Source organism: Empedobacter sp. EJD.6dd, from assembly GCF_057369435.1.
The window spans coordinates 522,248-544,809 of record NZ_CM170667.1 but is presented as its reverse complement, the minus strand read 5'-3'; the positions used below and the strand labels follow the sequence as shown (position 1 = coordinate 544,809).

Sequence of the window (22,562 nt, the reverse complement as noted above, 5' to 3'; positions counted from 1 at the left end):
TAACAACTAAAAAAAATTATTTGTTATTAAACATTGAACATGATTTTGTATTTTTTTATGATATAAAATAATCATTTCAAAAATCACTGCTTATCGTTTACCTTTGTACTGATTTCAAAAAATAAAATGTCCTATTACTTTCAATATTTTAAAAGCCCAATTTCCAACTACGAACTTCCAGTTAAGTTTGATTATCCTTTTTATTATGAACCTACTGAAATTGCAAAATTAGCTTGTCAGGAAGTGCAAGAATATTTAGAAAATCAAACCGATTTCGAACATAATTTTGGAATTTCAAATGATGATTCTACTACTCCAATTGGCAAAATGTTTGGTGTTCTAGTTGTTCGAAACAATAAAAATGAAATAGGATATCTTGCTGGTGTTTCCGGAAAATTAGCCAATACTAATCAACATAAACTTTTTGTTCCGCCTGTTTTTGATATGTTGAATAAAAACGGTTTTTTCTTAGAACAAGAAGAACGTTTGAATCAAATTAATCGAATTTTAGAAAGCTTAGAAGCGGACAAAAAATACTTAAAATTGAAAAACGATTTTCTAGATTTTGAATTATATTATAAGGAAAAAATTGATCAAGGAAAACTACTTTTAAAATCAAATAAAAAAGATAGAAAAGCCCAACGTGCGAACATTTCTTCGACTTTATCTCAAGATGAAATTCAACTTTTTGAAGATGATTTAATCAAACAAAGTTTACGTGATAAATATGAATTTAGAGTTTTAAATGAGCAACTCGAAATTGAACGAAATCAATATTTAACCGAAATTGAGACTTATGAATTTGAAATCAATTCATTAAAAGAAGAACGAAAATTTAAATCCAATTCACTTCAGAATCAATTATTTAATCAATATCAATTCTTGAATAAGTTTAAGCAAGAAAAAGGTTTATTGGAAATATTCTCGACAACTGCGTTTCAACAACCACCTGCTGCAGCTGGTGAATGTGCAGCTCCGAAATTACTGCAATATGCTTTTCAAAATGATTTACAACCAATTTGCATGGCTGAATTTTGGTGGGGAGATTCACCAAAATCTGAAGTAAGAAAACATGGGCAATATTATCCTGCTTGCACAGGAAAATGTGAACCAATTTTAGGGCATATGTTAGAAGGAATTGAACTGAATGATAATTTATTATTGAAACAAAATACTAACGTTGAAGAATTAGAAATTTTGTTTCAAGACGAAGATTTAGTTGTTATCAATAAACCTGAAGAATTTCTTTCTGTTCCAGGAATTGAGATTAAAGATTCTGTTTATTTGAGAATTCAACAACAATTTCCTTCAGCAACTGGACCAATAATCGTTCATCGTTTGGATATGTCTACTTCTGGTATTTTGGTTTTAGCTTTAAATAAAGAAAGTCATAAACACCTACAACAACAATTCATCAAGCGAAAGGTGTCAAAACGATATATCGCACTTTTAGATGGAAATATTGAAAACGATTCTGGATTTATAGATTTACCACTTCGTGTAGATTTGGATGATAGACCACGACAAATGGTATGTTATGAACATGGAAAAGCAGCACAAACGAAGTACGAAGTCATCAAACGAAAAGACAATAAAACGTTGATTTATTTCTACCCAATTACCGGTCGTACTCATCAATTGCGCATGCACGCTTCACATAATTTGGGACTAAATGCTCCAATTATTGGTGATGATTTATATGGAAAAAAAGCAAATCGTTTGCATCTTCATGCAGAAACTTTAGAATTTACACATCCTAAAACAAAAGAATTAATGAAATTCCAAGTAGATCCAAATTTTAATATTTAATTTTGCGCTAGAATATATAAAATGGAAAATAAAGAATTGACAATACGAGAAGTTATTTATCGCGATATGGATACCATGATTATGGCTAAATTGCGTAACGGATCTGATATCTCAATAGATGATTTGATTGATATTTCTTCTTATTTAGCAGCAAGTTTGTTTCGCGAACGTTGGAAGCAAAAAGGAGAATTGAGCGAAGGAGAAGTTAGTGTTGTTTTAGGTAATATTGGTGATTTTTGTAACGAACATTTTGGCGAATATTTTCAACAAACTGATTTTGATAAAATTGTAAAAATATCACAATTATTATTACAAAAACCAACTTTTGACAATGATTCTCAGGAGTTTTTTGATTCGATTCTAAAGGCAGAATAATCAACTTTGTTTTTGGGACTTCTCCTTTAATTTTTCTTTTATTTTATCTTTAAAAGGTGAAGTTCCATCAGTTAAAAAAATAGACATTTGATCAAAATTAATAGCACTAAACATCAATACAATTAAGAAAAGTCCTACTTCTATCAATAAAATTTTGAGAGAACTGATACCTGAAGAAATTCCTAGTATTGAAATTACAAATCCTCCAATCCAAGTAACTCCAATAGGAAGTGCAAATAATTTACCTAAAAATTCGGACACATATTTAAGTCCAAATTCTTTTAAAGTTTCATCAAGAAAATAAATCACTATTGCTAAAGAGATAATTCCAAAGGCTGATATCATAACAATAACTCCTTTTTCTTGATCTATGTAATGCAAAATATTATATAACATAAACTAAAATTTTACGCCTTCATATTTTGTTTCTTCTTCAGAAATCTGTAAAAATTTTCGTTCGTTATAACCTAACATTTTAGAAAAAATAACATTCGGAAAAGACTGAATTCCTGTATTGTATAAAGAAACCGAATCATTAAAAAATTCTCTTCGATCTGAAATTGCATCCTCTATTTGAGAAACTCTATTTTGTAAAGTTAAAAAAGCCTGATTTGCTTGTAAAGTTGGATAGTTTTCACTTATCGCAAAAATAGATTTCAATGTTTTATTCATTTCATTTGACAAATTTACTTTTTCATCTGTTGAAGTTGCATTTAAAAAATCTGTACGCAATTTTGTTAATTTATCTAATGTAGTTTGCTCATAATTTGCATTTTGTTTTACAACTTCAACTAAATTTGGAATTTCATCCACACGTTGTTTCAGCAAAACATCAATATTTGCATAAGATTTATCCGTATTATTTTTAAGAAAAACTAATCGATTGTAAATCGAAATGATACTTCCTATAAAGACAAAAAGAAGAACAACGATTATTAATAATGCTAAAAAATTTTCCATAAGATTATTTATTTTTAATGATTACTGTATCTAAATTTATAGTTTCTGAATTTTCCGTTTTATTTTTTTTGAATATCATAAAAAATTGCTTGAGATAAGGATGCGGAATAACTGATAATCCGTTTGATGTAAGACGAACATTTGATGATAAAATAAAAGATGTCCATAATAGGAAAGCAATGAAATAAGGTCTTAGAAACTTTAAAACCTTTTCCTTATAATCATATAATTCAATTTGTAATGAAGGAAAAATTGAGAAGACTTTTTTGTTTGTATCATAAGCCATAACGGGTTCATTCCCCTGTAATTCAATACGTCCAATCATCATATATTCTTTCTCATCTTCTTGAATAATATATTCTGAATATTGCTTTCCATTTGAACGATAAGATTTTGTGTCGAAATTATTAACTTCAAGTTTTTCGGGTATAACTTTTATTTTCCCTGTTTCATCTTCTAAATAAAAAGGTTTTATGAGCGAATCGTAGTAAATACGAGATAATGTCTCTTTTCCATCTTTATCATGATCTATTTCATCAATCCAATAAATATAACCTGCACATTTCCTACTTTTTAGACGACTAATAATTGTTTCATCATATTTTATTTTTCCTTTAATTTCTGCCAATCCCATTGCTACACTATTTATTTTAGAAGTAGGCAAATCTTGTTGCAATTTCATTGGATTAGCTTTCCCTATAATTTTATTCGAAAAAAATCCAATTAAAACCATGCTAAGAATAACTCCTAAAATTCCAAAATTCAAGAAGCAAAAAATGACAAATAACGTACTCAAAATACTTTTAAAAGCATTCCAAGCCCAATTTTCTTTTTTTGTATTTTCGGTTATTGGTTGAGAATTTTTCTTCCTTGAAATTTCATTTTGTTTGGATCTAAATTCGGATCTTTCCTTTGCTTTTATAATTGGAGTAACTACAATCATTCCAAAAAATGCCATAACAAAAGTTGATATAAAGAGAAAAATAAAAACAATATATATGAATGGAGGATAGATAAAATACACAAAAAATAGAAGAATTGGGTAAACGAGAAAAAAAGTTTTCTTGAGTTTTAAATTATAAATACCCGTTAAAATAATATAATGAAAAAAAGCGACAAATGTTGAGAATAACATTAATCCTAAAAGAGTTATGAATTCAACTTTTTCTTGCATTAAAGAATCAAACATCTCTTGCATAGGTAGCTTATTGGAATGGTTGTTTATAAATTTAATTAAAATATTTAAATTATAGCAAAAAAAAACCACTCAAATTTGAGTGGTTTAATTAGATTAGATAGATAAGTTTATTGCCATCCACCTCCTACAGCTCGATATAACTCGACCATAGAAGATAAAGACGATAACTTAGCATCAACTACATTCAATTCTGCATTTAAACCATTGTCTCTTGCAGTAATTACTTCTAAATAATTTGCCATACCATAGTTTAACAATTCTTCAGAATACGTAATTGCTTGATTATATAATTGATATTCTTTTTGTTTATATTCAGCTTTTTTAACAGCAGCGTCATATGTATACAACGCATCAGAAACCTCTTTACTTGCTGTTAAGATTTTGCTTTTATAATTAATCAATGCATTTTCTTGATTTGCTAAAGCAACTTCTTTTTGCGTACGAATTTTACGTTGTTGTAACAACGGTTGTGTTAAATTCCCAATAACTGTAGCAAATATTGATTGTGCACTAAAAAGTTTATCGATATCAATTCCTTGCACTCCTCCAGTTGCTGAAATCGTTAAAGAAGGATAAAAACTTGCATTCGCAACATTTACATTTTCAAAAGCGTTCATCAAACCATATTCAGCAGCTTTGATATCAGGACGGTTCTCTAACAATTGTGCAGGAACACCAACAGATAATTTTTGATCAACTTGTTGAGAAGCTAAATTTGTACGATTAATAGATTGAGGATTTGTTCCTAAAAGAACACTCATTACATTCTCGTTTAATTTTATTCCGTTTTCAACATCAACTAACATTGATTTAACGCTGAATAATTGAGCTTCTGTTTGATTAACAGCTACCTCAGTAACACTACCAGCCTCTTTTAAAGCTTTTGTTGTTTCTAAACTTTGTTCGCGGTTAATTAAGGTTTTATCTAAAATTCTCTTTTGTTCGTCTAACGCTAATAAATTGTAATAAGCATTAGCAATAGAGGCTACAATTTGAGTTTTTACAGCTTTGTGTGCTTCTATAGTTTGCAAATAAGTTGCAGCAGATGCTCGTTGGTTACTTCTAATTTTTCCCCAAATATCTGCTTCCCAACTCAAGTTTCCAGAAAGTTCAAATTGGTTTGATGCTCTATTACCACCCTGATTAGCAATGGCAGCACCAAACTGTGTATTTACAGAACTTTCTGTAAAAGTATATTTTGGACCAACAGATAAAGTAGGTAAATAACCCGCTTTTCCTTGTTTAGCATACGCCTCAGCAACTGCAATATTTTGCAGTGCTGAACGTATATCTAAATTATTTTGTAAACCTTGATTAATCAAAGCTTGTAATTGAGTATCTGTAAAAATTTGTTTCCAAGAAACAGTTGCAACACTTACACTGTCCTTTGCAATAACATCTGTTCTAAAGTTTGCTTCATTTACAACAGCTTCTGGACGTTTATAGTCTTTTGCTACGAAACAAGATTGAACAGCAAACAATCCAGCTGCGATTAAAGTAATATTAAATATTTTGTACTTTTTCATAATTAGATTGAATTATTATGTTCAATTTCTTCTTGTGGACGATCAAATTTCATTGGTTTGATTTTTTCTTGTAAAGTTTGGAATACAATAAATAATATCGGAATAATAAATAATCCTAAAATTGTTCCAATTAATAAACCAAATGCAGCTCCTGTTGCTACCGAACGGTTACCTGCAGAAGAAACTCCTGTTGCGAAAACTAATGGCATTAAACCAAGAATAAAGGCAAAAGATGTCATCAAAATTGGACGTAAACGTGCTTTTGCACCATCTATCGCAGCTGCAACAATTGTCATTCCATGTGCTCGTCTTTGTAACGCAAATTCAACAATCAGAATCGCATTCTTCGCTAGTAAACCAACCAGCATAACTAAGGCAATTTGGAAATAAATATTATTTTCTAAACCTGCCAACCATTGAGATAAGTAAGCTCCCATAACCCCTCCAGGTACTGATAATAGTACAGCTAATGGTAAAACATACGACTCATATTGTGCAGATAAGATAAAGTATACGAATACGATACATAAAGCAAAAATCATTGCTGTTTGAGAACCTGAGTTAATTTCCTCACGTGTTAAACCTGTAAAGTCTGTTCCGTAAGAACTTGATAACGTTTGTTCTGTTACTTGATTAATTGCCGAAATAGCATCACCTGTAGAGAACCCTGGATTTACAGCTCCTGTAATGTTAGCAGATGTAAATAAATTGTAACGGTTAATAGAGTTTGGCCCATATACACGATTTAATGTCACAAATTGTGAAACTGGTGTCATTTCTCCTGTAGATGTTTTAACAAACATTTTATTTAAGCTCATTTCATTGATACGATCATCTGGAGATGCTTGAATATAAACACGATATTGTTTACCAAAACGTGTAAAATCTGCTGCATATAAACCTCCAATGTAACCTTGTAAAGTTGAGAAGATAGAACTTACAGATACTCCTGATTGTTTTGCTCTTTCAATGTTTACATCAATTTCGTATTGAGGGAAATTTGTATTTAATGATGTTTGTGCATATTGAATTTCTGGACGTTGCATTAATGCACCAATATATTCCTTTGCTACTTTATCAAAATCATTAATCTCTCCACCTGTTTTATCTAATAATTTTAATTCGAAACCAGAGGACATACCAAAACCTGGAATTGCTGGTGGTTGGAAGAAAATCATTTGCGCGTCACTAATTTGTGCAGCAGTTTTAAATAATTGTCCTGTAATTGCTTGAATTGATAATTCTGGTGTTGTACGCTCTTCGAAAGATTTTAACTTAATAAACATCATACCATAGTTAGAACCTGCTCCCGAAATGATAGAGTTACCTGAGATAATTGTTGCTTTATCAATTCCTGGAATATTTTTAATTTTATCCTGAAATTGTTTTTCAACTTCATACACACGGTCCATAGAAGCACCTGCAGGTAATTCGATATTACCAATAATGAATCCATTATCCTCTGCTGGTACAAAACCTGTTGGCATTACTTTACCAATACTCCAAATTCCTAAGCCACTAACAATAATTAATAAGAAAGAAATCCATTTATGTTTTACTAAAAACTTGAATGAGTTTCCGTATTTATGAGTCATACGATCAAATGCAGCATTGAATGCATCAAAGAAACGTTGAACAAAATTACGTTTTTGTTCACCTTCTTGATGTGGTTTTAAGAATAACGCACATAATGCTGGAGATAATGTTAAGGCATTAACAGCTGAAATTAAAATTGCAACGATTAACGTAATACCAAATTGTTTATAGAAGACCCCAGTTGGACCAGAGATAAATGTAACAGGTACAAATACCGCACACATTACTAATGTAATCGAAACAATTGCTCCAGAAATTTCGTCCATGGCATTTTTTGTAGCATCCATCGGAGATTCGTGATGCGATTCCATACGGGCATGCACGGCTTCCACCACCACAATGGCATCATCCACCACAATACCAATGGCGAGAACTAATGCAAATAACGTCAATAAGTTTAACGAGAATCCTGCCAAATTAAGGAAGAAGAATGTACCAATAATAGAAACAGGAACAGCAATTAACGGAACTAATGTAGAACGGAAATCTTGTAAGAAAATATACACTACAATAAATACCAAAATGAATGCCTCAATCATTGTATGAACAACTTTCTCGATAGATGCATCTAAGAAAGTATTTGTATCCATCAAAATTGTGTATGAAACACCTTCTGGTAATTGAGATTCTGCTTTTTTAAGCTCTTCTCTTAAGTTAACAATAATTTCTTGTGCATTCGAACCTGGTGTTTGATAAACAGCAAATACAGCAGAAGGATCACCATTCATTGTAGAACGACCTGCATAAGATTGCGCACCAAATTCAACTTTAGCAACATCTTTTAAACGTAAAACCTCACCATTTGGAAGAGATTTAATTACGATATTACGATATTGATCTTCTGTTTTATAACGTCCAGAATATGTAATTGTGTATTGGAAAGACTGTCCAGAGTTTTCTCCTAAAGAACCTGCTGCTGCCTCAAGAGATTCTTGAGATAATGCTGAAGAAACTTCTGAAGGTATTAAACCATAACTCGCCATACGAGAAGGATCTAACCAAATACGCATCGAGTAAGTCATCGCTCCAAAAACAGTTGCGTCTCCTACACCACTTACACGTTTTAATGCTGGAATAATATTAATATTCAAATAATTCTGAATAAATGTTTCGTCGTATTTAGGATTTGTAGAACTAAATGATGCGAACATTAAGGCAGATGTCTGTTGTTTTTGTGTAACAACTCCAGAACGAGTTACCTCAGATGGCAATAACGGTGTAGCACGCGCTACACGGTTTTGCACGTTTACCTGTGCAATATCCCCATCAACTCCAGGTTTGAAAATTACATCAATAGATGCAGATCCATTATTAGAAGCTGTAGATTGAATATAATCCATTCCTTCAACCCCATTTACCTGTTCCTCGATAGGAATAATAACAGACTCCATTACTGTTTTTGCATTCGCTCCAGGATATGAAGCAGAAATTTTCACAGTAGCGGGTGCAATGTCTGGATATTGAGTAACTGGTAGCGCTGTAAGCCCCAGAATACCCAATATAAGTATGATAATAGAAATAACCGTAGAAAGTACGGGTCTTTCAATAAAGGTTTTTAACATAATTTTTAGCTGTTAGAATACTGTTTTTGTAGAATTTACGATTGTATCAAAGTTTGCTGGCATTGGTTTTACTGCAGTTTTATCTCTCAATTTACCTACCCCTTGTGCAACAACTTTATCTCCTTTCTTCACTCCTTCTTTTACAACAGCCATATTATTAGCTCTTTCTACAACAGTAATTGGAGTAGCATATGCAGTATCTTTTGTTACTTTATATACATACGTTAATCCTTGTTGCTCGAAAGTTGCAGCTTCTGGCACTACTAAAACATCAACAAATGTCTTTGGAACACGTATACGCCCAGAATTACCATTTGCTAAAATTCTAGCTTCATTGTTAAAAGAAACACGGAAATCAATAGTTCCTGTTGTTGGATTAATTTGTCCTGTTACTGTTTGAATTCGTCCTTTTTCAGGATAAATTTCTCCATTCGCTAATACTAAATCAACTGCTGGAATTTTATTTAATTTATCTTTTAAAGTTGTTCCTTCAGACTTAGAAATAAAATCTAAATACTCTTTCTCATTCATAGAGAAATAAGCATAAACTTTACTCGTGTTAGAAACTGTTGTAATTGGAGTTTGATCTGTAGGTCCCACTAAAGTACCTTGACGTGAATTAATCGCCCCAACAACTCCACTAATAGGTGCTCTAACTACAGAATAATCTACATTTGCTTGTGCTCCTTTATATGTTGCTTGCGCTTGAGTAACTCCTGCTTTTGCCTGACCTAAAGCAGCTTGCGCTTGATTATATCCAGCTTGTGCTTTTGCCAAATTTGCTTTTGCTGTTTCTAATTGAACATTACTAATAATGTTTTTCTGAACCAACGGAGTTAGTTTGTTAACCTCTACCTGCGCAGCATTTACTGCAGCTTGAGAAGCACTAACATTAGCTTGAGCAGCTTTTACATTAGCTTGAGCAGCTCCTACTCCAGATTTTAAAGCATCTGCATTTTGAGTCAATACATTTGTTTCTAATTTAAATAGAGGTTGACCAGCTTGTACATACTGTCCCTCATCTACATAAACTTCTGTAATGTAGCCTTGAATTTTAGCACGAACATCATTATTTACAATACCCTGAATATTTGTAGGATATTCATCATAACTAGTCACAACTTTCGTAGGTACATCAACTACCGGATATGGTGTTGGACCTTGTGCTTGTTGTGCAGAAGCATTGTCTTTCTTACCACAAGAACTCAAAGCTACTGCCAAAGCACCAACCATTATAACGTTAACGTTTTTCATATTACTTTTACTTATTTTCTAGTTGAATTTTATTGATTTTTCGTATAGTTTCATCTAATAATACTTTTGTTTGATTCAAATGATCTAAATAGATATCTACTACTCTATTTTCTGCATTTTTTGCAAGCGTATTATTAGCCATTTTATGCTCTTTTATACGATTTGTGAAAACTATATCTTGAGATATCATTTCAAACAAAAAGTCTAATTTTTCGGTTAAATAATTAAAATTTAATCTAAAATATCGTTTACGAGAATTTATTTTATTAATGTATTCGATATGTTTCATGGATAGTAGATAGTTGATTGAATTTGATAAAGAACTTTTACTTACATTAAAAACTTCAAGAAGTTCTTCAAAAGTAAAACCATCTTCATTAGATTCTAACACCATATATGCTTGCAATTTCGCAGTCAAAGGAGGAAACTTGTATGTCTTCTCCAAAAATGCACTAAAACTGCAAAAAAGGTCCATATTACATGCATGATTTTCTATATTCATAATGTGTTTAATCTGTAAAACCGTGCAAATATAAAAAAGTTAGTTCGGTTTACACAGAACTAACTATTCTTTTTCAAATATTTAACAATAAATTAAATCAATGATTTGTTAATTCTTGTCAAAAAAGCTAACAAAAATAAGACCAAATACATTTATTTACATGTATTTAAACCTTTAATAATGTAGATTTTAAACAACAAATTATAAGCACTTCTTTGTTTAAGAGATTTTTAAAAACTAAAAAAGCTTCAGATGTTCTGAAGCTTTTTGTTAATTTATTATGAATTAGTTATTATTCTTTAATTTTTTTCAAAAATAAATCAATTTTTCCATTAGGATAATTTTTGTCTGTTTTGACGATAACAATTTTATCAATTAAAGCTGTATCAGTTTTAGAAAAAAATGATTCACTAACTTGTTTTCCCTCTATAAAAAAAGCTGGTCTGCTATTTTCATATGCTGTAATTGATTGTGAACTCCGATGAAGTTTATTAATATTTTTAATATTTGCTGAACTTTCTTGAGCAAAACTCAACATTGGTAGAAATGCAAATGCTAAAAGTATTTTTTTCATAAATCGTTAATTTTAATAAAGTTAATGAATATTTTGAATAAAATTAATTTTTATAAGTCCTTTTTACAGATTGTATTCCTTCTATATTCTTTAACTCCATCATAATTTTTTCTAATTCGGCTTTATTTTTTACAGAAACTGTGATTTTTCCATCAAAAATACCTGCATCTTCAGACAAATTAATACTATGCATGTTCAAAGAATTATTTTTAGAAATAACCAATGTAATATCACTCACCATTCCTGCACGATCTAAACCTTGAAGCTCTATTAACGCCTTAAATTCTTGTTGAGAAGAATCAATCCATTTCGCTTTTATTATACGATATGCATAATTTGCTTGTAGCGAAACCGAATTAGGACAGTCCACTTTATGCACTTTAATTCCTTTTGAAACGGTAATAAATCCATACACCTTATCTCCTGCAATTGGATTACAACAGCTCGCTAATTCATAATCTAAACGCTCTTCATCATTACCAAAAACAAGACTATCTAATTTTGTTTTATCAACGAAAATATCTTCTTTTTTAGTTGTATTGAAAGTTGATTTTCTGAAACGATTAATTAAACCTGTAAATCCTGTATTTCGTTCTGCAAATTTACGTAAATCATTGTTGTCAATAATTCCCATCGCAACATTATAAAACACATCTTGGCTCGAACTTAACTTAAAGTATTGCTGTAACTGATTGATCGTATTTTCACTAAAATCAACCTTTAAATGTCTTAATTTACGTTGAATAATTTCTTTTCCTTCATCTGCAACTTTACGTTTATCTGAATTTAAAGAAGCTTTAATTTTACTTCTTGCTTTACTTGTTACAACATATTCTAACCACTCTAATTTAGGTTTTTGTTGTGTTGATGTAATAATTTCAACCTGATCGCCACTTTGCAATTGATGAGACAATGGATACAATTTTCCATTTACTTTAGCACCTAAACAATGATCTCCAACATTGGTATGAATTGAGTATGCAAAATCTAATGAACTTGCTCCTTTGGGTAACGAATGTAAATCTCCTTTGGGAGTAAATACATAGATTTCTTTTGAATACAAATTGAATTTGAAATTATCCATAAATTCAATCGCATCTTTTGTATCTTCTTGCTCCAACATTTCACGAACTTGATGAATCCATTCATCAACTTTCGTTTCATCGTCAGAAACATTTTCTTTGTATTTATAATGCGCAGCAATACCCATTTCAGCAACTTCGTCCATTCTTTCGGAACGAATTTGTACTTCCACCCAACGCGCTTGCGGCCCCATAACTGTTACATGAAGTGACTCGTAACCAGTAGTTTTTGGTTGAGAAATCCAATCGCGCATACGCTTCGGATTTGGAATAAATAAATCCGTTACCAACGAATAAATTTTCCAAGCTAAAAACTTTTCATTCTTTTTATCTGAACGATAAATAACTCGAATTGCAAATAAATCGAATACTTCTTCGAAAGGAATTCCTTGATTTACTGTTTTTCTATAAATTGAATTAATTGATTTCGAACGTCCTTTTATTTCAAATTCTAATCCTTCTGCTTCAAGCTTTTCTGAAATTACTTTACAAAAATCATCAATATATTTTTTTCTTTCTGCTTCTGTTTCAGTTAATTTATGTTCTATATTAAAATATGCATCTGGTTTTGTGTATTTTAAACTTAAATCTTCTAATTCAGATTTAATATTATACAATCCCATTCTATGAGCTAAAGGCGCATAAATAAAAATGGTTTCTGAAGCGATTTTTAACTGTTTGTCTTCGCGCATACTTTCTAGGGTACGCATATTGTGAAGTCGATCCGCAATTTTAATTAAAATTACACGCACATCTTCAGACAAAGTCAGTAAAAGCTTCTTATAATTCTCTGATTGAATCGAAACATCTTGTTTATTTAAAACGGCAATTTTTGTTAATCCGTCAATAATTTTTGCAATCTTTTTACCAAAAAGCTTCTCAATATCTTCTAATGTATATTCTGTATCTTCTACTACATCATGCATCAAAGCTGCAGCAATAGAAGTTGCTCCAAGTCCTATCTCATCTGCAACTATTTTAGCAACAGCAATTGGATGATAAATATATGGTTCGCCTGTTTTTCTTCGTTGATCTTTGTGTGCATCAACAGCCAAATCAAAAGCCTTACGAACCAACTTTTTATCGTCGTCGGACAAGGTAACATATGTGTTTTGAAGCATCTCTTTATAACGTCTTGTTATCTCGATGTTCTCTTTTTCTAATTGTTCGTTTGTAATAACGTGAGGCGTCATTTTTTAGTAATTTTTGGTAATAGTTAAAAAGCTATTCAATCCTTTGTTCATCTGCTTTCTTTGAAAAAATAAATATACGATATTTTCTAAAAAGATAAATTATATTCTCTGTTCGAAAAAAAATAATTAGAATTAGTGGTTTTGCAGTAAATTTGAGATAGAAAACTCACTAATGTCAAATCAATCTCAATCAAAATCATTGGAAGACGTACATGAAAGTGTACAAATCAAAAAAGGGAAATTCAGAAAAATTTTAAGCTTTTTTGGTCCAGCATATTTAATCAGTGTTGGATATATGGACCCAGGAAATTGGGCGACAGATTTAGCTGGAGGAAGCCAATTTGGCTATACCTTAATTTGGGTTTTATTGATGAGTAACATTATGGCATTGCTACTTCAAAGCTTATGCACGAGATTAGGAATTGTAAGACGTAAAGATTTGGCACAATGTAACCGCGAAACCTATCCAAAAGGAATGAATCTCGTCTTATATATTTTAGCTGAAATTGCTATTGCAGCATGTGATTTGGCTGAAATTCTTGGAATGGCAATTGGCTTGAATTTACTTTTCGGAGTTGATATGATTTATGGAGTATTAATCAGCTTTTTAGATACTTTTCTACTTCTTTACCTTCAAAAATTAGGGATGAGAAAAATGGAGTTATTTATTGTTGGATTAATTACAATGATAGGTCTTTGTTTCTTAACTGAAATGTTTTTAGCTAAACCCGATTTTGGTGAAGTTGCAAAAGGATTTATTCCATCTATCCCAAATAGTGCTGCATTATATATTAGCATTGGAATTATAGGCGCCACCGTTATGCCTCATAATCTATATTTACATTCTGCCCTCGTTCAAACAAGACAAATTAAAAGGGATGATTTTTCGATTAAAAAAGCGCTAAAATATAACTTTTGGGATAGTGCTATTGCTCTCAATTTAGCTTTTTTTGTTAATGCTGCAATTTTGATTTTAGCTGCATCCGTTTTTCATAAAAATGGTTTTCATGAAGTCGCCGAACTTAGTGATGCTTATAACCTTTTAGGAACAACTTTAGGAACGGATTTAGCACCTAAATTATTTGCAGTCGCGCTTATTTTAGCAGGACAGAGTTCAACTATTACAGGAACTTTAGCAGGACAAATAGTAATGGAAGGTTACTTACATCTACGCATAAACCCAGTTTTGAGACGAATTTTAACACGTCTTTTAGCAGTAGTTCCCGCTGTAATTGTCATTCTAATTTTTGGAGAAAAAGAAGTTGGTTCTTTGTTGATTTTTAGTCAAGTTATTTTGAGTATGCAGTTAGCATTTGCGGTAATTCCGTTGATTCATTTTGTTAGTGACAAAGGAAAAATGGGAAATTTTGCAATCAATACAACAACCAAATTTTTTGCATGGTCAATTGCATTTATCATTTCTTTTTTGAATGCTCAATTGGTTTATGAGGAATTCAAAAAATGGATGATTGAAAATGATTCGTATTCGCTCAATATATTTCTTATTGGTTTAGAAGTTGGATTATTAATTCTTTTATTATTAACTTTTTTCATTCCGATTTTCTTGAAAAAGAATGAAATTAGTCAAAAAGAAATTCATGAACCTTTTGAAAAATTTACGTTAGAAGAAATTTCAAAACAACATTTTAACCATATTGTTGTTGCTTTGGATTTTTCGAAAACAGATAAAAAAGTAATTAATTATGCGACACAATTAGCAACTTCTACTTCTACTCTAATTTTGGTCCATGTTGTAGAAAGTGCTTCTGTGAAATATACAGGAGAACATACAAATGATGTAGAAGCTCAGTCTGATTTGAAACGATTGGAACAATATGCTGAAATCCTTCGCCCTCTTTTTCATGAAACTAAAATAGAATTGGGTTATAATAATCGTGTCAATACTATTTCAGAAATCTGCAAAAAGCACAAAGCAGATTTAATAATTGTTGGCTCACATGGACATCGAGGTTTTATGGACTTTATTTTTGGAGAAACAATTAATAAACTTCGACATCGAGTAGATATTCCAGTTTTTATCGCTAAATAAAAAACATCCAACAAGATCATTATTGGATGTAATTCATTAACTATTGTTATCGTGATAAAATATCAATCATTGTTTTATTTTCTTGCAAAATTGCGTGATCTTTAGCTGTTTTACCCGAATTATCTTTTATAATTAAATCAGTTCCTGCATCAATCAATTTTTGAGCAATTTCGTTTTGTCCAAATGTTACAGCAAAAATTAAAGCAGTTGCACCACTATTATTTGTTTGATTAACATCAGCTTTGAACTGAATTAATAACGAAATCAATTCTGAATATCCTTTAAAAGCTGCTCCCATAAGAGCTGTATTTCCAGAATTATCTTGCGCATTAGGATTTGCTCCGTTCTCTAATAAAAATTGAACAGTTTCTTTGTTTTGAATATAAACAGCTAAAATAAGGGGAGTAAAACCTCTTTCGTTTTTTGTATTAACATCTTTTCCTTCAGAAATTAATTGTTCAATTTCTTTTACATTATTAGCTCTTGCAGCTGAAAATAAATCTTGTGCATTTACATATTGAAATGCTAAAAAGAAACTAAATGCATATATTAACTTTTTCATGTTGATTTGATATTTGATTAAAGAAAGTCATGGAGCCAAAATCAATCAGCTCCAATCCAATAAATATTATTTTGGTAAATATTGTTTTACATCATTCATTGATGTATTTGTAGCTTTCATCAAGCGTGTTCCGTATTCTGTATTTGCTTGGTAAAAGAATGCAATCATTTTATGAACAATTACTTTATTCTTAACTGAATTTAAATTATCAGATAAATTTTTAATTAAATTATCTTGATCTTTTTTAGAAAAAGATTTGTACAATTCACCAGCTTGTTTAAAATTGTTCTCTTTATCAATAACATGTTGTGTTGTTGAAGTTGGAGCATTAAAAACAGATTTAGAATATTTGAATTTTGCATTATCTACAACCTCTGGAACATTTGTAGATGGTTGATAATTTACATCTCCTTCTTGTACACGTGTTGACATATAACCATCTTGATTGTATGTTTTTACGTTATTTTTTGGAGCATTTACAGGTATTTGTTGAAAATTACCAGTTAAACGATGACGCTGAGTATCACCATAAGAAAATAAACGACCTTGTAATAATTTATCTTCAGAAGGCTCTATTCCCGGAACTAACGTTGCAGGAGAAAAAGCTGCTTGTTCTACTTGTTGAAAATAATTTGTAGGATTTTCATTCAATGTCATTGTTCCTACTTTGATTAATTTTGCAACAGATTCTGGCCAAATTTTTGTTACGTCAACTGGATTAAAATCTAATTGTTCAAAATCTTCTTTTTTCAACATCTGAACATATAAATCCCATTTAGGAAAATTACCTTTATCGATTTCATTACGTAAATCTAAAGTTGCATGTTCTATTGCTGTAGCTTGAATTTTATCTGCTTCTTCTTGTGATAAATTCTTAACCTCTTGTTGTGGAACCCATTTGTATTTTACATAAGTTACTTCTCCTTTATCATTTACCCATTTGTAAGCGTGTACACCATTCGCTTCCATTTGTCTATAGTTAGCTGGAATTCCATAATCAGAGAATAACCAAGTTAACATGTGAGTTGATTCTGGTAAATTTGAGAAAAAATCAAAAACACGATTTGCATCTGAAACTCCGTTTGTTACTGGAGATGGTTTGAAAGCGTGAACCATATCAGGAAATTTAATCGCATCACGAATAAAGAAAACAGGTAAATTATTTCCTACCAAGTCATAATTACCTTGTTCTGTATAAAATTTCACAGCAAATCCACGAGGATCACGGTAAGTTTCTGGAGAACCTTGTTGATGTGTTACTGTAGAAATACGAACAAACAATGGAGTTTTTTTACCAGCTTCTGATAAGAAATTTGCCATTGTAACATCAGAAAAATCTGCAGTTGCAACAAATTCACCAAAAGCACCAGCACCACGAGCGTGTACAACACGTTCTGGAATACGTTCACGATCAAAAGCTGCTAATTTTTCAATCAAATGAACATCTTCCAATAAAACTTGTCCATTGTTTCCTATCGTTTTCGAATTTTGATTATCTCCTACTGGAGAACCTGTATTTGTAGTTAATTGTTGCGCAAATCCTATAGTTGACAAGAAAGCCAAACTAAGTACTAAACTTCTTTTTATCATAATTATTAATTTTGTTATCCTTTTAAGACAGCGCAAAACTATAATTAGACAAATTATAAATCAAATCTATAAAATCTATTAGATATAATTAATTTTTATAATAATTAAGTTTCAATAAATTAAAAAGCTCAAAACCGTAATATATTATTTTACAATACATCAATAAATTAATACTATAAAGAAATTTTTGTTAAAAAAAAGACATTAAAAAAACCGCTGTATCAGCGGTTTATATAATATAATTTAGTTTTTTCTAAATCGTTGGAACGAAACAGAAGGCTTAATTTTTATCGATTCATTAGCGAGCAATATCATTACATTCAAATGTTGATTAAACTTCCATAATGAGTTTCCTTCAACCTCTACTCCTTGAGGAGTTTTTATAAGTTCTAAATTTGTGTACATCATAATCTGTATTTTTTTGGTTGACGCTAATTTTATGTTAAATAAATATTTTAATGTTAATTAAATTTAACACAACTGATAAAATTAAAAGTTTCTATATAATATGCATTGTTTAATATTCATTTTTAAATAATCACATATTATACCAAAATTAAAATCGATTCTTTTTTTTATGTTAAATTTTAAGAAATTTGACTCCAACCTACTTTATCTTTGTGATTATCGATAAAATATTGTTTTGTATTTTGATAGATTGAAGAAGACAATGTCGCATCCTGCGCCAAAATTATTTCGACACATTTTCTTGCTGCATATAAAACTTCTTTATCTTTCGATAAATCCGCAATTTTAAGATTTAACACACCACTTTGTTGCGTTCCCATCATATCTCCTGGTCCACGTAACTCTAAATCTACCTCAGCAACTTGAAAGCCATCATTTGTTTGACACATTGTTTGAATACGACGTTTCGAAACTTCGTTTAATTTCCCTCCTGTCATCAAAATACAATATGATTGCTCTGCTCCTCGCCCAACCCTTCCACGAAGCTGATGCAATTGAGAAAGTCCAAAACGTTCTGAATTTTCGATAATCATCACAGAAGCATTTGGCACATTTACTCCAACTTCTATTACAGTTGTTGCAACCAAAATTTGAGTTTCATTAATTTTGAAACGATTCATTTCAAACTCTTTATCTGCTGGTTTTTGACGTCCATGCACAATACTTATTCCATATTCAGGTAACGGAAAAGCGCGCGAAATACTCTCATAACCATCCATCAAATCTTTCAATTCTAATTTTGCAGATTCCTCAATCAAAGGATAAACAACATAAATTTGACGACCTTTCGCAATTTCATCTTTCATAAATTTGAAAACACTCAAACGATGTGCATCTGTTTTATGAAGTGTTTTAATAGGTTTTCTCCCTTTTGGTAATTCATCGATTACAGAAACATCTAAATCACCATACATTGTCATCGATAATGTTCGCGGAATCGGCGTTGCTGTCATAACTAAAATATGAGGAGGAAGTTTCGCTTTTCGCCAAAACTTTGCACGTTGCGCCACACCAAAACGATGTTGTTCATCAATAATTGCTAATCCCAAGTTTTGAAAAACTACATTATCTTCTAACAAAGCATGCGTTCCTATGATGATTTTAAGCTTCCCATTTTCAAGATTTTCTAAAATTGGTTGACGCTTTTTCTTCGTTACTGATCCTGTTAGTAGTTCAACAGAAACATCCAAACCATTTAGTAATTCTGTAATACTTTCGTAATGTTGTAGAGCAAGAATTTCGGTTGGCGCAATCAAAGCAGCTTGAAAACCATTATCAACTGCAATCAACATCGTTAAGAATGCAACCATTGTTTTACCCGAACCTACATCTCCTTGCAATAAGCGATTCATTTGAGCTGGTTGACGAAGATCTAATCGAATTTCTTTGATCACACGTTTTTGCGCATTTGTCAACTCAAAAGGTAAATATTCGTTGTAAAATGTATTGAAATAATGACCAATTTCTGGAAAAGGATTACTTCTATTTTTTTGTTTATTAACTGCTTTTTGAGAAAGGTTAGCTAAGTTCAGAAAGAAAAATTCTTCAAATTTTAAACGACGAACGGCAGCATTTAATTCGGTCAAATCTTTTGGAAAATGAATAGCTTTCAACGCTTCACTTCTACCAACTAATTTATAATGTTCAATAACATTTTGCGGTAAGTTTTCTGGAATATCAATATTTTCAGCAAAAAGATTCATCATCATTTTCTGAAGTACACGATTTGTAATTCCTTTTTTCGTTAGTTTTTCTGTACTAGGATAAACAGGAAATAAACCAAGCGGAATATTCTTCGCGTCTTCTACTAATTCTATTTCGGGATGTGTGATACTAAAATTGTTATTAAACAGATTGGGTTTTCCATAAATAACAACTTCTTTGAAAAGATCATTCTTTAATTTCTCTTTTTGCCACGAAGAAACTTTAAACCAAACCAACTCTAAAGTACCAGTTCCGTCTTGAAACTTTCCAACTAAACGCTTTATTTTACCTTGATTAATTTCTTCTAACTGAACTATTTTACCTTTCAATTGTATTTCAGCAGCAGTGGAAGAAATTTCTGAAATTTTATAAAATTTTGATTTATCAACATAACGAAAAGGAAAATGTTGTATCAAATCTTCATATCTAAAAATTCTGAATTCACTTTGCAGTGTTTTAGCACGCTCAGGTCCAGCGCCTTTTAAATATTCTATCGTTTTTTTTAATGGATTTTGGTACATTTCTCTACTTTCGAAAGTCGCAATTTACCAAATTTTAACGACAAACAATGTCATGATTGTTACAAAATAAGCTCGCAGAATTGCTTTATATTTGTAAAAAATTAGAAACAAATGAATTTAACAGAATACATTAATAAAGGTTTAGCTTACGAAGATTATATTATACGAGTTGAAGACGATTTAGAAAATGAAATTGAAAATGATGATCCAAAAGAATATGTACAATATTATGCGTTAGGATTGCAACGTATGAACAGAATTTTCAAAACATTTAAATTTAATCCTGCTCAAGAAACACGTATTAAATCTACTCCAAATAATTTAAAATTATTAATTATTACAGAAGGTTGGTGTGGAGATGCTTCTCAAATTTTACCAGTTGTAGAAAAATTAGCAAATGCCTTAAATGTATCAACTCATTACATTCTACGTGATGAGAATATGGAATTAATGGAAAAATATAAAACAAACGGTGCTTTATCTATCCCGATTATTATAGGTGTAAATGAGGAGAATGAAGAAGCTTTTCGTTTCGGTCCTCGTCCACAAGAAGGAATGGAGATGTTAGCTCGTTTCAAAAATAATCCTGATATATATTCTTCTGAAGATTTTCACGAAGATTTACAACGTTATTACAACGATAATAAAGGGGAAGATATCATAAATGAAATCTTAGATTTGATTGATGAAAATATAGCTAATTAATCAGGTTTTTCAATTTGTTCAACTTGTTATTTGTTCGCATCTTTGTCTAAGATTTTATTAAAAGAAAACATGAAAGGAAATAAACAAATTATTTTTGCCATAGTTGTTGTAATCGCTTTAGTTGCTATAATGTTTACACCAATTGGAACTTTTTTAAAAAATAAAATAGAAGATAATAGCCATATTGCAGGTGCTGATGTAGAATTATCGGATAGCGATTATGATATTGATTTAATTGGACATAACGGAGCTGTTAATACAAACTTGGTTGATTTCAAAAAAAGTGGAGAAGTTGTTTTTATTAATTTTTGGGGAAGCTGGTGTCCTCCTTGTGTTGCAGAAATGCCGACTATTCAGAAATTATATGAAGCAAAAGGTCAAAAAGTAAAATTTGTATTGGTTGCAATTCAAGATAAACCAACAGTTTTTAATGCTTTTTTACAGAAAAATAATTATACAATGCCAGTTTATGAGCCAAATAGTCCTATTTCGATCAATATGCTGCCAAAAGTATTTCCTACAACATATATCTTAAACAAAAAAGGTGAAGTTGTATTGAAAGAAACAAAAACTAGAGATTGGAATGATAAAGAAATTAATGCTTTATTAGAGAAATTAATAGCAGAATAAATTCCATTCTTACTATATAAAAACGTCATTAATTTTTTAAGTTAATGACGTTTTTTTATATTACTAAAACCTAATTCTCTCTCATTAAAGCAAGTTGCAACAACGAAGTAGTTGTATTGTGATTTCTTGTAGTTGCACTTACATTTAGAACACTTTCGAAGAAATTATTCGTCAATTTTGTTTTTCCATAACCATTTGGACAATATAAATACACCACATCTTCTGTAATAAAATATTGTTCATCTACTGCTTTCGAATCTTCAACTTTTTCAGCATTAACTTCTGTTGGTTGATTTGCTAAAAAAGTATAATGTAGAAATTCTTTTTCGATAGCAGAATCTTTTAAAAATGGATTATTCTCAATAATTTTTTTTAATTTCTCAATTGTCAAAATCAAAACGGGAACTTCAAAATCTAATGATTCTACAATTTTATCGTGAATCAAGTCTGCCAGTTCTTTGATATCTGTTAAATTAGAAGAAAAAACAGCATTTCCACTTTGTACGTAAGTTGTAACATTTTCGAATGATAATTGTTCTAAAAGCTCAGTCAAAACATCCATTTTGATGATCTTTTTACCACTTACATTTATCCCTCTTAAAATTGCAATAAAAGTATTCATAACTTATTTCCTTTGATGAGAAACCATTTAAATTATAAATTAAATATAAGAGATAATTTCAGAATTACAACATTAATAA

The 22,562-nt window shown here is 30.6% G+C and carries 19 protein-coding genes; 5 read left to right on the top strand and 14 right to left on the bottom strand.

The features are described 5' to 3' along the window. Nucleotides 1-126: 126 nt before the first annotated feature. Entirely contained in the window at nucleotides 127-1,809 is a 1,683-nt protein-coding gene (locus tag AC2I98_RS02515) for an RluA family pseudouridine synthase (protein WP_486413060.1), read from the top strand. Nucleotides 1,810-1,830: 21 nt separating this feature from the next. Then, nucleotides 1,831-2,184, top strand: coding sequence for a hypothetical protein (locus tag AC2I98_RS02510; RefSeq protein ID WP_486413059.1), 354 nt, complete (start codon nucleotides 1,831-1,833; stop codon nucleotides 2,182-2,184). Here the strand turns inward: AC2I98_RS02510 and AC2I98_RS02505 are convergent, their stop codons facing one another. The 9 genes from AC2I98_RS02505 to AC2I98_RS02465 all read right to left on the bottom strand — a co-directional run bounded on the left by AC2I98_RS02505 (nucleotide 2,185) and on the right by AC2I98_RS02465 (nucleotide 13,631). Further along, the gene (locus AC2I98_RS02505) at nucleotides 2,185-2,580 is read right to left on the bottom strand and encodes a hypothetical protein (protein ID WP_486413058.1); all 396 of its coding nucleotides are present in this window, start codon (nucleotides 2,578-2,580) and stop codon (nucleotides 2,185-2,187) included. Nucleotides 2,581-2,583: 3 nt separating this feature from the next. Beyond that, nucleotides 2,584-3,144, bottom strand: a complete 561-nt coding sequence (locus AC2I98_RS02500; RefSeq protein WP_486413057.1) for a LemA family protein — start codon at nucleotides 3,142-3,144, stop codon at nucleotides 2,584-2,586. Between the two features lie 4 nt (nucleotides 3,145-3,148). Further along, the gene (locus AC2I98_RS02495) at nucleotides 3,149-4,102 is read right to left on the bottom strand and encodes a hypothetical protein (RefSeq protein ID WP_486413056.1); all 954 of its coding nucleotides are present in this window, start codon (nucleotides 4,100-4,102) and stop codon (nucleotides 3,149-3,151) included. Nucleotides 4,103-4,449: 347 nt separating this feature from the next. Further along, on the bottom strand, nucleotides 4,450-5,868 hold the full coding sequence (locus AC2I98_RS02490) for an efflux transporter outer membrane subunit (protein WP_486413055.1): 1,419 nt from the start codon (nucleotides 5,866-5,868) through the stop codon (nucleotides 4,450-4,452). Nucleotides 5,869-5,870: 2 nt separating this feature from the next. Continuing rightward, nucleotides 5,871-9,026, bottom strand: a complete 3,156-nt coding sequence (locus AC2I98_RS02485) for an efflux RND transporter permease subunit (protein WP_486413054.1) — start codon at nucleotides 9,024-9,026, stop codon at nucleotides 5,871-5,873. A gap of 12 nt (nucleotides 9,027-9,038) precedes the next feature. Continuing rightward, entirely contained in the window at nucleotides 9,039-10,280 is a 1,242-nt protein-coding gene (locus tag AC2I98_RS02480) for an efflux RND transporter periplasmic adaptor subunit (protein ID WP_486413053.1), read from the bottom strand. A gap of 7 nt (nucleotides 10,281-10,287) precedes the next feature. After that, a complete protein-coding gene (locus AC2I98_RS02475; RefSeq protein ID WP_486413052.1) occupies nucleotides 10,288-10,782 on the bottom strand; it encodes a GbsR/MarR family transcriptional regulator in 495 nt (164 codons plus the stop codon). A 292-nt stretch (nucleotides 10,783-11,074) separates the two neighbouring features. Then, the gene (locus AC2I98_RS02470; RefSeq protein WP_486413051.1) at nucleotides 11,075-11,356 is read right to left on the bottom strand and encodes a hypothetical protein; all 282 of its coding nucleotides are present in this window, start codon (nucleotides 11,354-11,356) and stop codon (nucleotides 11,075-11,077) included. A 43-nt stretch (nucleotides 11,357-11,399) separates the two neighbouring features. Further along, nucleotides 11,400-13,631 carry a RelA/SpoT family protein gene (locus AC2I98_RS02465; RefSeq protein WP_486413050.1) on the bottom strand — a complete coding sequence of 744 codons (2,232 nt, stop codon included), beginning with the start codon at nucleotides 13,629-13,631 and terminating at the stop codon, nucleotides 11,400-11,402. Between the two features lie 172 nt (nucleotides 13,632-13,803). Between AC2I98_RS02465 and AC2I98_RS02460 the strand changes: the two genes are divergently transcribed. Beyond that, complete coding sequence (locus AC2I98_RS02460) at nucleotides 13,804-15,681, top strand: Nramp family divalent metal transporter (protein WP_486413049.1); 1,878 nt, start codon at nucleotides 13,804-13,806, stop codon at nucleotides 15,679-15,681. Between the two features lie 46 nt (nucleotides 15,682-15,727). Here the strand turns inward: AC2I98_RS02460 and AC2I98_RS02455 are convergent, their stop codons facing one another. The 4 genes from AC2I98_RS02455 to recG all read right to left on the bottom strand — a co-directional run bounded on the left by AC2I98_RS02455 (nucleotide 15,728) and on the right by recG (nucleotide 20,526). Continuing rightward, nucleotides 15,728-16,243: an ankyrin repeat domain-containing protein gene (locus tag AC2I98_RS02455; protein WP_486413048.1), complete on the bottom strand. Its 516-nt coding sequence runs from the start codon at nucleotides 16,241-16,243 to the stop codon at nucleotides 15,728-15,730. 66 nt (nucleotides 16,244-16,309) lie between these two features. Further along, a complete protein-coding gene (locus tag AC2I98_RS02450; RefSeq protein ID WP_486413047.1) occupies nucleotides 16,310-17,833 on the bottom strand; it encodes a catalase in 1,524 nt (507 codons plus the stop codon). A 243-nt stretch (nucleotides 17,834-18,076) separates the two neighbouring features. Continuing rightward, nucleotides 18,077-18,241, bottom strand: a complete 165-nt coding sequence (locus AC2I98_RS02445; protein ID WP_486413046.1) for a hypothetical protein — start codon at nucleotides 18,239-18,241, stop codon at nucleotides 18,077-18,079. Between the two features lie 179 nt (nucleotides 18,242-18,420). Further along, entirely contained in the window at nucleotides 18,421-20,526 is a 2,106-nt protein-coding gene (recG, locus tag AC2I98_RS02440) for an ATP-dependent DNA helicase RecG (protein ID WP_486413045.1), read from the bottom strand. Nucleotides 20,527-20,637: 111 nt separating this feature from the next. Between recG and AC2I98_RS02435 the strand changes: the two genes are divergently transcribed. Both AC2I98_RS02435 and AC2I98_RS02430 read left to right on the top strand, forming a co-directional pair. Then, nucleotides 20,638-21,231, top strand: a complete 594-nt coding sequence (locus tag AC2I98_RS02435; protein ID WP_486413044.1) for a thioredoxin family protein — start codon at nucleotides 20,638-20,640, stop codon at nucleotides 21,229-21,231. 69 nt (nucleotides 21,232-21,300) lie between these two features. Further along, complete coding sequence (locus AC2I98_RS02430; RefSeq protein ID WP_486413043.1) at nucleotides 21,301-21,861, top strand: TlpA family protein disulfide reductase; 561 nt, start codon at nucleotides 21,301-21,303, stop codon at nucleotides 21,859-21,861. Nucleotides 21,862-21,931: 70 nt separating this feature from the next. Here AC2I98_RS02430 and AC2I98_RS02425 read toward each other — a convergent pair whose 3' ends face one another. Beyond that, a complete protein-coding gene (locus tag AC2I98_RS02425; RefSeq protein WP_486413042.1) occupies nucleotides 21,932-22,483 on the bottom strand; it encodes a DUF1697 domain-containing protein in 552 nt (183 codons plus the stop codon). Nucleotides 22,484-22,562: the final 79 nt, after the last annotated feature.

Bases quoted from the DNA above. Each gene is read 5' to 3' on its own strand.
- AC2I98_RS02515 (WP_486413060.1), top strand. From the start codon at position 127: ATGTCCTATTACTTTCAATATTTTAAAAGCCCAATTTCCAACTACGAA.
- AC2I98_RS02510 (WP_486413059.1), top strand. From the start codon at position 1,831: ATGGAAAATAAAGAATTGACAATACGAGAAGTTATTTATCGCGATATG.
- AC2I98_RS02505 (WP_486413058.1), bottom strand. From the start codon at position 2,580: ATGTTATATAATATTTTGCATTACATAGATCAAGAAAAAGGAGTTATT.
- AC2I98_RS02500 (WP_486413057.1), bottom strand. From the start codon at position 3,144: ATGGAAAATTTTTTAGCATTATTAATAATCGTTGTTCTTCTTTTTGTC.
- AC2I98_RS02495 (WP_486413056.1), bottom strand. From the start codon at position 4,102: ATGGCATTTTTTGGAATGATTGTAGTTACTCCAATTATAAAAGCAAAG.
- AC2I98_RS02490 (WP_486413055.1), bottom strand. From the start codon at position 5,868: ATGAAAAAGTACAAAATATTTAATATTACTTTAATCGCAGCTGGATTG.
- AC2I98_RS02485 (WP_486413054.1), bottom strand. From the start codon at position 9,026: ATGTTAAAAACCTTTATTGAAAGACCCGTACTTTCTACGGTTATTTCT.
- AC2I98_RS02480 (WP_486413053.1), bottom strand. From the start codon at position 10,280: ATGAAAAACGTTAACGTTATAATGGTTGGTGCTTTGGCAGTAGCTTTG.
- AC2I98_RS02475 (WP_486413052.1), bottom strand. From the start codon at position 10,782: ATGAATATAGAAAATCATGCATGTAATATGGACCTTTTTTGCAGTTTT.
- AC2I98_RS02470 (WP_486413051.1), bottom strand. From the start codon at position 11,356: ATGAAAAAAATACTTTTAGCATTTGCATTTCTACCAATGTTGAGTTTT.
- AC2I98_RS02465 (WP_486413050.1), bottom strand. From the start codon at position 13,631: ATGACGCCTCACGTTATTACAAACGAACAATTAGAAAAAGAGAACATC.
- AC2I98_RS02460 (WP_486413049.1), top strand. From the start codon at position 13,804: ATGTCAAATCAATCTCAATCAAAATCATTGGAAGACGTACATGAAAGT.
- AC2I98_RS02455 (WP_486413048.1), bottom strand. From the start codon at position 16,243: ATGAAAAAGTTAATATATGCATTTAGTTTCTTTTTAGCATTTCAATAT.
- AC2I98_RS02450 (WP_486413047.1), bottom strand. From the start codon at position 17,833: ATGATAAAAAGAAGTTTAGTACTTAGTTTGGCTTTCTTGTCAACTATA.
- AC2I98_RS02445 (WP_486413046.1), bottom strand. From the start codon at position 18,241: ATGATGTACACAAATTTAGAACTTATAAAAACTCCTCAAGGAGTAGAG.
- recG (WP_486413045.1), bottom strand. From the start codon at position 20,526: ATGTACCAAAATCCATTAAAAAAAACGATAGAATATTTAAAAGGCGCT.
- AC2I98_RS02435 (WP_486413044.1), top strand. From the start codon at position 20,638: ATGAATTTAACAGAATACATTAATAAAGGTTTAGCTTACGAAGATTAT.
- AC2I98_RS02430 (WP_486413043.1), top strand. From the start codon at position 21,301: ATGAAAGGAAATAAACAAATTATTTTTGCCATAGTTGTTGTAATCGCT.
- AC2I98_RS02425 (WP_486413042.1), bottom strand. From the start codon at position 22,483: ATGAATACTTTTATTGCAATTTTAAGAGGGATAAATGTAAGTGGTAAA.